The 13,792-nt window shown below is 63.4% G+C and carries 12 protein-coding genes; 9 read left to right on the plus strand and 3 right to left on the minus strand.

From position 1 onward, the window contains the following. Positions 1–27 precede the first annotated feature (27 nt). Positions 28–222 carry a DUF1192 domain-containing protein gene (locus AC1DRD_RS22075; protein WP_478029878.1) on the minus strand — a complete coding sequence of 65 codons (195 nt, stop codon included), beginning with the start codon at positions 220–222 and terminating at the stop codon, positions 28–30. Positions 223–291: 69 nt separating this feature from the next. On the opposite strand from AC1DRD_RS22075, the gene AC1DRD_RS22080 reads away from it, so the two are divergent. The 3 genes from AC1DRD_RS22080 (at position 292) to AC1DRD_RS22090 (ending at position 2,638) form a co-directional block, all read left to right on the plus strand. Beyond that, positions 292–1,293: an NAD(P)H-quinone oxidoreductase gene (locus tag AC1DRD_RS22080; RefSeq protein WP_478029879.1), complete on the plus strand. Its 1,002-nt coding sequence runs from the start codon at positions 292–294 to the stop codon at positions 1,291–1,293. 19 nt (positions 1,294–1,312) lie between these two features. Then, positions 1,313–1,930: a hypothetical protein gene (locus AC1DRD_RS22085; protein ID WP_478043058.1), complete on the plus strand. Its 618-nt coding sequence runs from the start codon at positions 1,313–1,315 to the stop codon at positions 1,928–1,930. 90 nt (positions 1,931–2,020) lie between these two features. After that, complete coding sequence (locus tag AC1DRD_RS22090; protein ID WP_478043060.1) at positions 2,021–2,638, plus strand: glutathione S-transferase family protein; 618 nt, start codon at positions 2,021–2,023, stop codon at positions 2,636–2,638. A gap of 6 nt (positions 2,639–2,644) precedes the next feature. Here the strand turns inward: AC1DRD_RS22090 and AC1DRD_RS22095 are convergent, their stop codons facing one another. Continuing rightward, a complete protein-coding gene (locus AC1DRD_RS22095; protein WP_478043062.1) occupies positions 2,645–3,811 on the minus strand; it encodes a sensor histidine kinase in 1,167 nt (388 codons plus the stop codon). Beyond that, on the minus strand, positions 3,796–4,491 hold the full coding sequence (locus AC1DRD_RS22100) for a response regulator (RefSeq protein WP_478043063.1): 696 nt from the start codon (positions 4,489–4,491) through the stop codon (positions 3,796–3,798). Before AC1DRD_RS22100 ends, AC1DRD_RS22095 begins: the two co-directional genes overlap by 16 nt. Before the next feature lie 149 nt (positions 4,492–4,640). On the opposite strand from AC1DRD_RS22100, the gene AC1DRD_RS22105 reads away from it, so the two are divergent. The 6 genes from AC1DRD_RS22105 to AC1DRD_RS22130 all read left to right on the plus strand — a co-directional run. Continuing rightward, positions 4,641–5,327 (plus strand): outer membrane protein, encoded by a 687-nt coding sequence (locus AC1DRD_RS22105; RefSeq protein ID WP_478043065.1) that lies wholly within the window; start codon positions 4,641–4,643, stop codon positions 5,325–5,327. 149 nt (positions 5,328–5,476) lie between these two features. Next, positions 5,477–5,665, plus strand: a complete 189-nt coding sequence (locus AC1DRD_RS22110; protein ID WP_478029885.1) for a hypothetical protein — start codon at positions 5,477–5,479, stop codon at positions 5,663–5,665. 91 nt (positions 5,666–5,756) lie between these two features. Continuing rightward, positions 5,757–6,638: a UDP-2,3-diacylglucosamine diphosphatase gene (locus AC1DRD_RS22115; protein ID WP_478029886.1), complete on the plus strand. Its 882-nt coding sequence runs from the start codon at positions 5,757–5,759 to the stop codon at positions 6,636–6,638. 5 nt (positions 6,639–6,643) lie between these two features. Continuing rightward, complete coding sequence (locus AC1DRD_RS22120) at positions 6,644–7,678, plus strand: glycosyltransferase family 4 protein (RefSeq protein ID WP_478043066.1); 1,035 nt, start codon at positions 6,644–6,646, stop codon at positions 7,676–7,678. A gap of 92 nt (positions 7,679–7,770) precedes the next feature. Then, positions 7,771–8,457: a DUF1013 domain-containing protein gene (locus AC1DRD_RS22125; protein WP_478043067.1), complete on the plus strand. Its 687-nt coding sequence runs from the start codon at positions 7,771–7,773 to the stop codon at positions 8,455–8,457. A 262-nt stretch (positions 8,458–8,719) separates the two neighbouring features. Next, a partial coding sequence (locus tag AC1DRD_RS22130; protein ID WP_478043069.1) for a beta strand repeat-containing protein occupies positions 8,720–13,792 on the plus strand: 5,073 nt, incomplete at its 3' end.

Below are 13,792 nucleotides of genomic sequence, written 5' to 3' on the forward strand. Positions count from 1 at the left end.
TGGCCGGCGCGAAGATGCGATTCGCGCTCATCGCTTGAATAGCGAGTCAGCGCTTGCACGATGGTTAACGGCGCGTTGCATATGTTTTTTTACGCGGGCGATTTCGCCTTCGAGGAGAGCGATCCGCTCCTCGAGCTCGGCCACCGACAGTGGATCGAGGTCCTGTTTTACCAGGAGCGCGATCGCGTCGCCAGGGCGCGGAAGATTCTCTTCGGAATCCATGACCGTGAACGTTGACCCTGGGCCGGGCGATGTCAATAACCCGAGAAGGTTTCCGACGAAGGGGTGCGAATGGACGCGATACCGACCGTGATGCGCGCGATCGATCCGGAACAACCAGGCGGACCCGAGGTGCTGCGGATCGTCGAGCGTCCGGTACCGACACCCGGCGAGGGTGAGGTATTGATCCGCGTCGCTGCCGCCGGAATCAACCGACCCGAAGTGCTGCAACGGATGGGTGCCTATCCGCCGCCGCCGGGCGCGCCGTCTATCCCGGGGCTGGAAGTCGCCGGCACGATCGTCGCGATCGGCGCCGGCGTGGAGCGCGACCTGGTCGGCCAGCCGGTCTGTGCGCTGATCGCCGGCGGCGGCTACGCCCAATATGCGGTCGCGCCTTATGGCCAATGCCTCCCGGTGCCGGAGGCGCTGACCATGATCGAAGCCGCGGCGATCCCTGAGACGCTGTTCACCGTGTGGACCAATTTGTTCGAGCGCGGTTACGCGGCCGAGGGTGACACCGTCCTGGCCCATGGCGGCACCAGCGGTATCGGCACGATGGCGATCCGATTGTGCAATCTGTTCGGCGTGGAAGTGATCGTCACCGCCGGATCGGACGAGAAATGCGCGGCGGCCAAGGCGGTCGGCGCCGATCATGCGATCAACTACAAGACCGAGGATTTCGTCGAGCGGGTGAAGGCGATCACCGGCGGCAAGGGCGTCGCGGTGGTGCTCGACATGGTCGGCGGGGACTATGTCCCGCGCAACATGCAATGCCTTGGCGATGACGGCCGCCATGTTTCGATCGCGGTGCAGGGCGGCGGACAGGCGACGATCCCGATCTTCGAGATCATGCGCCGCCGGCTGACGCTGACGGGATCGACGCTGCGCCCGCGTTCGGTGGCATTCAAGACCGCGGTCGCCGACGAGCTCGCCCGCACGGTGTGGCCGCATGTCGAGGCGGGCGAGTTGAAGCCGGTGATCGACACCGTGTTCGCGTTCGATCGGGCGCCCGACGCGCACCGGTTGATGGAATCGGGCAATCATGTGGGCAAGATCGTCCTTGAAATCGGATAGGACGAAAAAGGGGGAATAGATGGGCGATTGGGATGACCCCAGCGTGCCGCAGGAGCCGCGGTCGATCTGGCATGACGCGTTGCTGGTAGGGGCGCTCCTGATCTTCATCGGCGCGCAATTCGTATCCGACCGGCCGATCGGATTCGTCAATCGCCCGGTCGTCGCCGATGTCGCCCCGTTGCCGCCCAAGGCCGATCGCGATCGCTACGCTACCTATATCTCGAACGCGACGTACATGATTCCCAAGCTGAAGCGCCCCAATGCGCTCAACGCCGCGCGGGCGATCGGCCGCTTCCTGATGGCTGCTCCCGATTCTTCGCGACCGCCGGTGCGCGTCGGCTATTCGGCGCGTGAGGTCGATGCGTTCGGCATGCCGTTCTTCGCCTATAAGGAGGCAGGCTACGTGCTCTACTTCGACGATTGGGACAGCGACGGTTCCTTTCTGCTCGCCGCACCGATCGGTTCCGAGGGACTCGACCTGTTGCGCAAGGAAACCGCGTCCGATGTCGGCAGCGGCTGGATTTTCCCATTCTGGGCGCATTTCTGGGGCTGGGTGCCGCTGCTACTCGGCGGCGTCTGGGGCTGGCTGCACTATCGTCGGCGCGAACGCCGTCGCGCGGCGCTGGGAATCATATAAGCCCGGCTGATCACCACGCGGACGTTTTTGGTTGGACTTGGGCGTCGGCTCGCGCTTTTTCTCGCAGCTGCTAGCCAGAGGGGGAGCGCGATGGCCAATCTGATCCTGCACGAATATTCGGCGTCCGGAAATTGCTACAAGATCCGGCTGACCGCGGCGCATCTCGGGCTCAAGCTCGACCGGCGCGAATATGACATCATGAAAGGTGAGACGCGGTCCGACGCGTTCCTGTCGGGAGTCAACGCCAATGGCCGCATTCCGGTGCTCCAGGTCGGCGATGACTTCCTGCCCGAAAGCAGCGCGGCATGCTTCTATCTTGCCGACGGATCGGCGCTGATCCCGGCCGATCGCTTCGACCGCGCCGACATGCTGCGCTGGATGTTCTGGGAGCAATATAATCACGAGCCCAACATCGCTACGATCCGATTCTGGATGACCCTGATCGGGGAAGACAATCTGACTGACCTCCAGCGCGCCCAATTGCCGGTCAAGCGCGCGGCGGGGGATGCCGCGCTGACCCTGATGGACGAGCATCTGGCGCAGACGCCTTTCCTTGCCGGCGGCCGCTTCAGCCTCGCCGACATCGCGCTCTATGCTTATACCCATGTCTGCGAAGAGGGTGGGTTCGAGCTGCACCGTTATCCGGCAGTCCAGGCCTGGATCGAACGAGTTGCCGCATTGCCGGGGCATATCGCCATCACTGATTGATCTGGCTTAGTCGGAAGACGCTGGCGATCCGGTAGGTAGCCATACCGAGAAACACGCGCCCGGGCGGTCGGCACGATTGTCGGGGACGATCCAGCCGCCATGCGCCTCGGCAAGCTTCGCGGCGAGGGTGAGGCCGATGCCGCTTCCCGGCCGTCCGGCGCGGCGGTCCGCTCCAGCTCGCCAGAACGGAGTGAATAAAAGCGGCCCGTCCTCTGGCTGAAAGCCGCGTCCTTCGTCGATCACGCTGGCGACGGCGAGTCCGCCCGACATTGTCAGGCGGACGTCCACCCGGCTTCGATCGGGCGCATGTTTGATCGCGTTGGTGAGGATGTTGGTGAACACCTGGGTCAGGCGCACCGGATCGCCCCAGATCCGCACGGCCTCGTAGGATTCGACCAACGACACGCCGCGTTCCGCCGCCGAGGGCCGGAGATCCGCGACCGCCGCATGCAGCACCGCTTCGAGGCCGATCTGCCGCCGATCGAGGGCAAGCTCGCCGGCATCGGCATGGGCGAGCGTCCGCAGGTCCTCGACGATGTGCGAAAGGTGTTCGACCTGGCGCAGCAGGCGATCGGCCTCGCCCGTCGCGGGGTCGATGACGCCGTCGGTCAAGCCGTGCAGACGCCCCTTCAAGATAGTGAGCGGGGTGCGCAATTCATGCGCGATGCCGGCGGTAAGCACGGTCCGCTCGCGTTCGTACGCCTCGATATCGGCCGCCATCTTGTTGAAGCTGTCGACAAGTTCGCCGGTTTCGCCCGAAGTCGTACCCTTGACCACGCGGATCGACCGGTTGCCCGCCGAAACCTGGGCGGCGGCTTGCGCGACCGCCGTGATCGGCCGGCTGATGCGGCGCGCGAAGATCATCGCCACCGCACCGCCGACGATCACCGATACCGTGCCGATGGCCAGGATGAACCTCAGGTCGGTAAGGTCGAGAACGTCGCCGCCATACCGTTCGTAGAGCTGGAAATAGCGGTCGCTGTTGCGCTGATGCTTCGCCGCCAGCACGCTCAATTCGGCGCGTGCCGCCGGCGGCATGTGTCTGGTGACCAGGTCGAACTGGTAATAAAGCGAGGTGCGGTAGGCAGCCAGGCCGACGACCATCGTGATCACGGTCATCGCTGCCGCCAGCAGCAGCATCCGCGTGACGATGCGGTTCAGGATTCGGGCCATAGTCGATATCCCAATCCACGCACCGGCTCGATCATCTGCGCGCAGCCGGCCACCGCCAGTTTCTGGCGTAATTTCGACAAGTGGCTGTCGACGACGCGATCATAGGCATCGCTGTCGGGCGAGGCGGCGTCGAGGAGTTCGCTGCGCGAGAAGGCGCGCCGCGGCTGCTTCGCCATGTGCGCCAGGATTTCGAACTCGGTCGGCGTCAGCGCGATCCGCGCGAGCGTCGCATCCTTGTCGTTGCGACAGCTCACCACGCGCGCATCGAGTTCGATCACCAGCTTGCCGACCGACAGCGTCTGTCGCCCGAGTGCCCCTTGCACCCGGCGCAGGACCGCACGGACGCGCTCGACGACTTCGGAAGGGTTGAACGGCTTGGTGACATAATCGTCAGCGCCCATTCGCAGCGAAGAGAGCTTCGTCACCTCGTCGTCGAGCGCGGTCACCATGATGATCGGCGTGTCCATGCGGCGACGGATGGCGACCAGCGCTTCGAGTCCGTCGCCACCGGGCAGGCCGATGTCGAGCAGCACGAGATCGGGATGCAATTGGGCATGCGCGCGGATCGCTTCCTGGACATTGCTCGCGCGCGCCACCTCGAAGCCGCCGCGTTCGAGATAGGCGGCCAGCAACTCGGCGATCTCCCGTTCATCCTCAACGAGGAGAATATGGTTGGTCATGCTTCCCTCTTTCGTCGCGAGACATGGAGGATCGATGGAGATCGACCTCCATCGATCCTCCATCGATCCCACGACAAGGCTTCATCCAGCATCGCCATCAGCCCGTCCGACGCCGGTCGCTGTGGCCGGCATTTGCTGAAAGGCTTCGCATGATTCGTTCCATCCTTGGCTATACCCTGCTCGGCGCCGCGGCGCTGACCGCCGCCACGTCCGCCCATGCGCAGGAAGACGACGACAATAAGGGCTTTTACGGCGTTGCGCGCGTGGGCGCATCGATCAGCCCGCAAAGCAAGCTCGATCCCGACAGTGCTCCCGCCGGGTCGACCTTCGATGAGAAGACCAAATACAAGACCGGTGTCACCGGCGAACTCGGCGGCGGCTATGATTTCGGCATGTTCCGGATCGAGCAGACGGCGGGTTATACCAGCAACAGCCTCAACGTGCAGGATGCCCAACGGGGCGGATTTGCCGCGTCGGGCCGCACCCGCACCTTTACGGTCGGCGTCTCGGGCTATGTCGACATCCCCATGGGTCGGATGATCACGCCTTATCTGGGTGCCGGGATCGGCGCGGCGCGCGTCGACGCCAATTTATCGCGTGTGGATAACGCGACCGGCACCGGCAGCAGCTATTCGGGCAAGGATTGGGGCCTGCAATGGCATGCCGACGCCGGCATCGGCGTGCGCGTCGCCCGCAAGACGACAGTCGAACTCGGCGGGCGTTACACGCAGACCAGCGGTCTCAAATTCGCCGGTCAGAGCGACGGCGCCGCCACCAGCTACCAACCGAAGCTGCGGTCGCTGTCGGCCATGCTGGGGATTCGCCAGAACTTCTGATTTCGCCTGCGGCCGTTCCTCAGACTCCCAATCCGCAAGCCGGAAGGGGCGGCCCGGCCGGCTGGCGCGACCCGACCTCCCCGGCGCGCCAGCCGGTGATCGAGACCAGCCGGGCAACAGGGCCAGCCAGAAACAAGGACCATCTCCCCATGACGAGCCTGGTGAAACGCGCTTTTGTCCGCGCCGCGGCGCTACTGCCGATCTCGGCCCTGCTGATCGGCCTGGAGGTCTGGCTTGCGGCGATCATCGACGACCATGTGTCAGCGACCATCCTGGTGATGATCCTGTCGACCCTCGTCATTTCGCTCGCCATGCCAATATTGTCGAAAGCTCGCTGATCCGCTGGCATTTTTTCAAGTCATTGCGATTCTGTTTGTAACAAAACTTCGTCATAGGCCCGGCAACGTCATCCGTCGGGGCTTGTGACGCATGAATGAAATGACGAAATTGTTACAGGGCGGCAGTATCGCCGACCTGTCGGACTTCGCGAATTCGAAGCCCGCTATTCCGGAACGGGCGACGCATAGCCGTCGTCAGTACCGGACCATCTGGATCAGCGACGTCCATTTGGGGACGAAGGGCTGCAATGCCGAGATGCTGATCGACTTCCTCGACCATGTCGACAGCGAGAAGATGTATCTGGTCGGCGACATCATCGATGGCTGGCGGCTCAAGAAGAAATTCTACTGGCCCGCCGCGCATAACGACGTGGTGTGGCGGTTGCTCAAGCGCGCCAAGCGCGGCGCCGAGGTGATCTACATCCCCGGCAACCATGACGAGGTCGTGCGCCAGTTCTGCGGGCTCGATTTCGGCGGGGTCGCGATTCGACGGAACGCGATCCATGAAACCGCCGACGGGCGTCGGTTGTTGGTGCTGCATGGCGACGAATTCGACGCAATCACGCTCTCCCACCGCTGGCTCGCGCATGTCGGCGACGCGGCGTACGAGGCGATGATGGCGCTCAACCGGCTGGTCAATCGCTGGCGGCGCTTCTGGAACCTGCCCTATTGGTCGCTGTCGAAACATGCCAAGGCTAAGGTCAAGAACGCAGTCGAGTTCATCTCGCAATATGAAGACGTCGTCGCACAGGCCGCGGCGCATCGCGGAGTAGACGGTGTCGTATGCGGTCACATCCACACTGCGGAATATCGTGAAATCCACGGCGTTCAGTATTATAACGACGGCGATTGGGTCGAAGGCTGCACCGCATTGGTCGAGCATTTCGATGGTCGGATGGAGGTGTTGCACTGGGCCGACGAGATCGAAGGAAGACAGGGGACAACCCCCTGCTTGACGCTAGCGGCGGCCTGACGAACGTGCGGATCGCGATCGTCACCGATGCCTGGAGCCCGCAGGTCAACGGTGTCGTGCGCACCTTGCAGTCGGTGCGCGACGAACTGGTGCGCCAGGGCCATGACGTGCTGATCGTATCGCCAGATCTATTCTATTCGATGCCGTGCCCGACCTATCCGGAAATCCGGCTGGCCTTCGCGTCGACCGGCTCGGTCGGCCGCATGCTGGAGGAGTTCAGCCCGCAGGCGATCCATCTCGCGACCGAGGGGCCGGTCTGCCTCGCCGCGCGGCGCTGGTGCCTGGCGCGCGATTTCCCCTTTACCACCGCCTATCACACGCAATTTCCCGATTATGTCGCGGCGCGTACCGGCGTGAATCCCGAATGGGTGTGGCGCTATATCCGCTGGTTCCATTCGCCCGCGCAATCGATCCTCGCCTCGACAGCGTCGATCGCCGATACGCTCAAGGCGCATGGTCTGACCCAGATTCGCCATTGGGGGCGCGGCGTCGACTTGTCGACCTTCGGCGATCCGGTGCCCGATCCCGCGATCCGCGCGCTGGCGCAGGACGGCGAGGGGCCGATCCAGCTCTATGTAGGCCGCGTCGCGATCGAGAAGAATATCGAAGCGTTTCTGACCGCGGCGCATCCGGGGACCAAAGTGATCGTCGGCGACGGGCCCGCGCTCGCCTCGCTCAAGGCCAAATATCCCGACGCGCATTTCCTCGGACCCAAATTCGGCACCGATCTCGCCGCCGCTTACGCCGCCGCCGACGTCTTCGTCTTCCCAAGCAAGACCGACACGTTCGGGCTGGTGATGATCGAAGCGCTCGCCTGCGGCACCCCAGTGGCCGCGTATCCGGTGACGGGTCCGATCGATGTGCTGACGCCAGAGACCGGCGCGATGCACGACGATCTCGACCAGGCGATCGCCGAGGCGCTGACGCTCGATCGCGCCGCGTGCCGCGCTTATGGCCAGGGCTTCACCTGGGCCAAGAGCGCATATCAGTTCCTCCATGCGCTAGTGCCGGTCGGCGGCGATGAGGCGCTGGCGGCGTAACGCTTGCCCCGCGCGGCCAATCGGATTAAGTCCGTTGCAACGACAGGCCGCTCCGCGAGGGGCGGCCCTATTTATTTCTGACGGAGAATTTCGTGGCTCAGCCGCTCATGCCCCATGCGACCGCTTCCTGGCTGGTCGACAATACCTCGCTCAGCTTCGAGCAGATTGCCGAATTCTGCGGCCTGCACATCCTGGAAATCCAGGCGATCGCCGATGACACCGCGGCGACCAAGCTGACCGGCCGCGATCCGGTGCGCGCGCATGAGTTGACCCAGGACGAGATCGACAAGGGCCAGAAGGACCCGAGCTACGTCCTCAAGATGTCGAAGGGCCCCGACCAGATCCGCCGCACCAAGGGTCCGCGCTACACGCCGGTGTCGAAGCGCCAGGACAAGCCCGACGGCATCGCCTGGATCATCCGCAACCATCCGGAAATCTCGGACGGCCAGATCTCCAATTTGATCGGCACGACGCGCACGACGATCGCGGCGATCCGCGACCGCACGCATTGGAACATCGCCAATATCACGCCCAAGGATCCGGTGACGCTCGGCCTCACCACGCAGCGCGAACTCGACGCGGCTGTGACCAAGGCGGCCAAGGCGCACGGCATCGAGGCACCGGTCGACACCAGGCTCGAGGGGGACCGCGAGGCGCTGATCGAACAACTCCGCGCCGAACGCGACCAGGCCGCGCGCGACGCCGAAGCAGCGGCGACCGAGGGCGAGGGCGAGGCGGCGCCGGTGGTGCATACGGCGGAGACGCTGTTCAAGCATTGATGCGGCCAGATCGGCCTCAATATTGGAGATGCAAGAGAGAGCATCGGCTTTCTAGCCAATGGTCTCTCATCTTCAGTCGGTCCCGAAAATCTCGCAATCGCGTAGTATATGACCCGTTCGCCTTGGTCGATGCTGGCTGCGTTGGTCCAGATCGGACCTTCGTGGCCCAAAATGTTACCAAACCCATGCCAAGTCATCTTGGCAATCGTTTGTAGAATGCTACGCTCTCCCTAATTCGGTAAATAAAAATGGGGAGTGACGCGTGCCGACCAATCAAGCCGCAGAGCCGCTGGACATCAGTGCTCCGACCACGATCACAGGCCCTTACGACTATGCCCAGATCGGCCAGAAAATGTCGGCGGCCGGGGACGTCAATGGCGATGGGATCGACGATTTTCTGTTCACCGCTGCTTTAGGCGATGCGACGAATGCATCCCGTGGCGGCACCTATGTCATTTACGGGAAAATCGGCGGCATCGGTCCCATCGATCTCAACCACCTGACGGCGAGCCAGGGCTATCTCATTCTCGCTCCGGCGGATTTGCAGGGTGGGCCGGACATGACCGCAACGGCCGCCGGCGATCTCAACCACGATGGATATGATGATATCCTGATCGGCGCGCAATATACCCGCGGTTACGACGTCCTGAATGGGCGAGCCTACATCGTCTACGGCGCCGCCACATCGGTCAATCTCGATCTCGGCAATCTGGCGCCGACCCAAGGCTCCACCCTATCCAACAGCATGGCCATGTACCGGGGGCAGTTGGGATCGTCGGTCTCTGGGTTGGGTGACGTCAATGGCGATGGATATGACGACATCCTGGTTGGCGCGGCGACGCAAACTGTCGGTGGCGTGCAGACCGGTGCCGCATATCTCATTTATGGTACGGCGAACGGGATCGGAAGTCTCAACGTAACTTCGATGTCGGCGAGCCAGGGGGCAGTCTTCAGCGGCACGCAGAACGGAGGTTATGCCGGCTGGTCGTCCGCCGCCTTGGGCGACATCAACGGCGACGGCTATAATGATTTCGCCATCGGCGCGTTGGCCGAGAATAACGGTGCCGGCAACGTTTACGTGTACTTTGGACATGCTGGCACCTTCGCGTCCCAGACGTTGGGAAGCGCGCCAACCAGCCAGGGATTCGTGATTACCGGCACCGGCAGCGATTATACCGGCAATTCGATTGCGGGCCTCGGCGATATCAATGGCGACGGCTATGCCGACATGGCGGTGACCACGAACAATGGCGATTATGTCCTGTTTGGAAAGGCGTCGGGATTCGGTCCGGTCAATCTCGCCGCGCTGACACCCGATCAGGGCGTTAAGATCACCTTTGTCTACACTGGCGGCAACGAGAAGTTTATTGCCGGCGCGGGCGACCTGAACGGCGACGGGTTCGACGACATCCTGGTTAGCGGAATCCAGCAGAATGGCAGCGGTATCGTCTACATCGTTCCAGGGTCGGCGACCTTTGGACCGGTAAACCTCGCCACCTATGGCGGGGTATCGGTACAAAGCGGCGAGACCGGTACCAATGGCAGCGATGATTTGTTCTATCGCGCCATCGCCGGTCTCGGCGACATCAATGGCGACGGCTTGGCGGATTTTGGTTCAGGCGCGCGCGCGGCGGCGGGCGGCGGCTATTACGACGGCAAGGTCTACACTTATTACGGTCTCGAAGCGACCTCGCCTGTCACGCGAACCGGCACGATCGCCAGCCAGTCGCTCGTCGGCGGCACCGGCGACGACACGCTCTATGGCGTGGGTGGGAACGACAAATTGTACGGCCATGCTGGCACGGATCAGCTTGATGGCGGGGACGGCAACGATCGTCTCGACGGCGGGTCGGGCGCCGACCATATGGTGGGCGGCAAAGGGGACGACACATACGTCGTCGACGATCCCGGCGATCAGGTGATCGAGAACCCCAACGAAGGAAACGACACCGTCGAGTCCTCGATCACCTATGCTCTCCCCGACAATGTCGAGAACCTGACGCTCACCGGAACGGCAGCGATCGACGGTACCGGCAATGCGCTCGACAACGTCATCAACGGCAACGCGGCGGACAACACCCTGAACGGCGGCGCGGGCAACGATACGATCGATGGCGGCGCGGGCAACGACACGATCATCGGTGGCGCCGGACGCGACATCATCCACGGCGGTGCGGGGTTCGACATCATCCAGATCGGCGACGGCGATGCTGTCGCGGGCGAGACCTATGATGCGGGCGTCGATGGCGGACGGCTGTTGATCACCGCCTCGTCTCAGGTCGATCTGTCCACCTCGACCGTTACCGGCTTCAGCGAGCTGTCGGGCGGCAGCGTCAAAATGACGGGCGCGCAGTTCGTGCAGTTGGGCGCATTGACCGGGACGACGGTGACGCTCACCGATGGCGGGACGATCACCGGGCACGTCCTCGCCACCCCGCTGTACAACAACATCATCAATCTGGCGCCGGTCGATACCATGTTCAACGCGGTCTACTCGCTCGGCCTGCCGGGTGATGGCGGGCTCACGATCAACGGCAATATCGGTAACGATACGATCTACGGCACCGATCTCAACGACACCGTGACCGGCGGCGACGGCAACGACACGCTGTATGGCGGGGGCGGGTTCGACACGCTGGTCGGCGGCAAGGGCAATGACGTGCTCGACGGCGGCGCGAACGTCGACGACATGACCGGCGGGCTCGGCGACGACACCTATTATGTCGATAACGCCAACGATGCCGTCCACGAAAATGCCGGCGAAGGCTATGATACCGAAATCGGCTCGGTCGGGTTCGTTCTGGCCGACAATGTCGAGCGCGGAATCCTGTCGGGGTCGAGCGGCGTGACGCTCTTCGGCAATGCCGGCGACAATGTGCTGATCGGCAACGATGGCGTGAACACGCTGTACGGGCTGGGCGGCAACGATCGTCTCGACGGTGGGGCCGCGGCAGACACGCTGATCGGCGGTCTGGGCGACGATACCTATGTCTGGGACGGCACGGATACGATCGTGGAGAAGCCCGGCGAGGGCAACGATACGGTCGAAAGTGCGATCACGACGTCGCTGAGCTCGTTCGCCAATATCGAAAACCTGACCTTGACCGGGACGGCCGCGATCAATGGTACGGGTGATGCCAACGCCAACGTGATCCGTGGCAATGCTGCCGCTAATACGCTGGATGGCGGTGGCGGTGCCGACACGCTGTACGGTGGGGCGGGTGACGATACGTATATCGTCAACAACACGGGCGTTCAGGTGATCGAGAATGCCAATGAAGGCACCGATACGGTTCGCTCATCGGTGAGCTTCACGCTCGGCGCGAATGTCGAGAATCTGGTGCTGACGGGCACGGCCAATATCAACGGCTACGGCAATGCCGGCCAGAACACGATTACCGGCAATGCCGGCAGCAACGTGCTGGATGGCGGCGGTGGTGGCGACACGCTGAAGGGCGGTGCGGGCAACGACGTCTATTACGTCCGCAATGCCGGCGACGTGATCGTCGAGGGAACGGGCGAAGGAACCAGCGACACCGCGTTGGCATCGGTCAGCTACACGCTGGGCGCCGATGCGCAGGTCGAGCGGCTTGCCGCGGCCGATGCCAATCTGACGACGGCGATCAACCTGACGGGCAATGCGTATTCGCACCTGATCCAGGGCAATGCCGGCATGAACGTGCTGACCGGCGGCACCGGCAATGACAACCTGTACGGCTATGGCGGTGACGACCGGCTCTATGGCGGAGCAGGGACCGACACGCTGTATGGCGGCACCGGCAACGACACCTATGTGATCGACAGCCTTGGCGATACGATCGTCGAGAATGCCGGGGAAGGCACCGATACGGTCGAGGCATCGATCAGCTTCGACCTGTCGACAGTGGCCAATGTCGAGAATCTGACGCTGACGGGCACGGCGGCGATCAATGGCACCGGCAATGCGGGCGACAATGTCATCCGCGGGAATGTGGCGGCGAACATCCTCAACGGCGGCGGCGGCGGGGCCGACACGCTCTACGGCGGTGGCGGCGACGACACCTACATCGTCGACAATGCCGGCGTGCAGATCGTCGAGAACGCAGGCGAGGGCACCGACACGGTACGGTCGTCGCTGAGCTACACACTCGGCGCCAATCTCGAGAACCTGGTGCTCACCGGCACCGGCAACATCAACGGCTATGGCAATGCCGGCCAGAACGTGATCACCGGCAATGCCGGCAGCAACCAGCTCGATGGCGGCGGCGGCGGCGACACGCTCCAGGGCGGGGCGGGCAATGACGTCTATTACGTCCGCAACGCCGGCGATGTGATCGTCGAGAATGCCAATGAAGGCACCGCCGATACCGTGCTGGCGTCGGTCAGCTACACGCTGACCGCGGCGGCCCAGGTCGAGCGGCTGGCGGCATCGGACGCCAATGCGACCGTCGCGCTTAATCTCACCGGCAATGCGTTCTCGCATCTGATCCAGGGCAATAATGGCGTGAACACGCTGACCGGCGGCAGCGGCAATGACAATCTCTATGGCTATGCCGGCGACGACCGGCTCGATGGCGGGCAGGGGACCGACACGCTGTATGGCGGCGTGGGCAACGACACTTATGTCGTCGACAGCCTGAGCGATGTGATCGTCGAGAATGCCAATGAAGGCACCGACACGGTCGAGACGGCGATCACTTACTCGCTGGCGGCTCTCGCCAATGTCGAGAACCTGACCCTGGCCGGCAATGCGGCGATCGACGGCACCGGCAATGCGCTCGACAACATAATCCGCGGCAACTCGGCGGCGAACACGCTCAACGGCGGCGGCGGTACCGACATGCTGTACGGTGGCGCGGGCGACGATATTTATGTGATCGGCGATGCCCATGCCAAGGTGGTCGAGCTCGTGGGCGAAGGCAATGACAGTGTCCAGGCGTCGGTCAGCTACTCGCTGGCGGGCATGAGCAACATCGAAACGCTTCAGCTGACGGGCACGGCGAACATCAACGCGACCGGCAATGGCGAGCACAACATCCTGATCGGCAATGCCGGCAGCAACGTGCTCGATGGCGCGGGTGGCGGCGACACGCTCCAGGGCGGGGCCGGCAACGACGTCTATTACGTCCGTAACGCCGGCGACGTGATCGTCGAGAATGCCAATGAAGGCACTGCCGACACCGTGCTGGCGACGGTCAGCTATACGCTCAACGCCAATGCCCAGGTCGAGCGGCTGGCGGCATCGGACGCCAATGCGACGACGGCGATCAACCTGACCGGCAACGCCTGGTCGCACCTGCTCCAGGGCAATAACGGCGCCAACACGCTGACCGGCGGCAGCGGTGCCGACACGCTG

This window comes from Sphingomonas sp. P4_G2, from assembly GCF_056401155.1.

Excerpts from the sequence above, each read along its gene's own strand:
- AC1DRD_RS22095 (WP_478043062.1), bottom strand. The coding sequence starts at position 3,811 with ATGGCCCGAATCCTGAACCGCATCGTCACGCGGATGCTGCTGCTGGCG.
- AC1DRD_RS22085 (WP_478043058.1), top strand. The coding sequence starts at position 1,313 with ATGGGCGATTGGGATGACCCCAGCGTGCCGCAGGAGCCGCGGTCGATC.
- AC1DRD_RS22105 (WP_478043065.1), top strand. The coding sequence starts at position 4,641 with ATGATTCGTTCCATCCTTGGCTATACCCTGCTCGGCGCCGCGGCGCTG.
- AC1DRD_RS22110 (WP_478029885.1), top strand. The coding sequence starts at position 5,477 with ATGACGAGCCTGGTGAAACGCGCTTTTGTCCGCGCCGCGGCGCTACTG.
- AC1DRD_RS22080 (WP_478029879.1), top strand. The coding sequence starts at position 292 with ATGGACGCGATACCGACCGTGATGCGCGCGATCGATCCGGAACAACCA.
- AC1DRD_RS22075 (WP_478029878.1), bottom strand. The coding sequence starts at position 222 with ATGGATTCCGAAGAGAATCTTCCGCGCCCTGGCGACGCGATCGCGCTC.
- AC1DRD_RS22090 (WP_478043060.1), top strand. The coding sequence starts at position 2,021 with ATGGCCAATCTGATCCTGCACGAATATTCGGCGTCCGGAAATTGCTAC.
- AC1DRD_RS22100 (WP_478043063.1), bottom strand. The coding sequence starts at position 4,491 with ATGACCAACCATATTCTCCTCGTTGAGGATGAACGGGAGATCGCCGAG.
- AC1DRD_RS22115 (WP_478029886.1), top strand. The coding sequence starts at position 5,757 with ATGAATGAAATGACGAAATTGTTACAGGGCGGCAGTATCGCCGACCTG.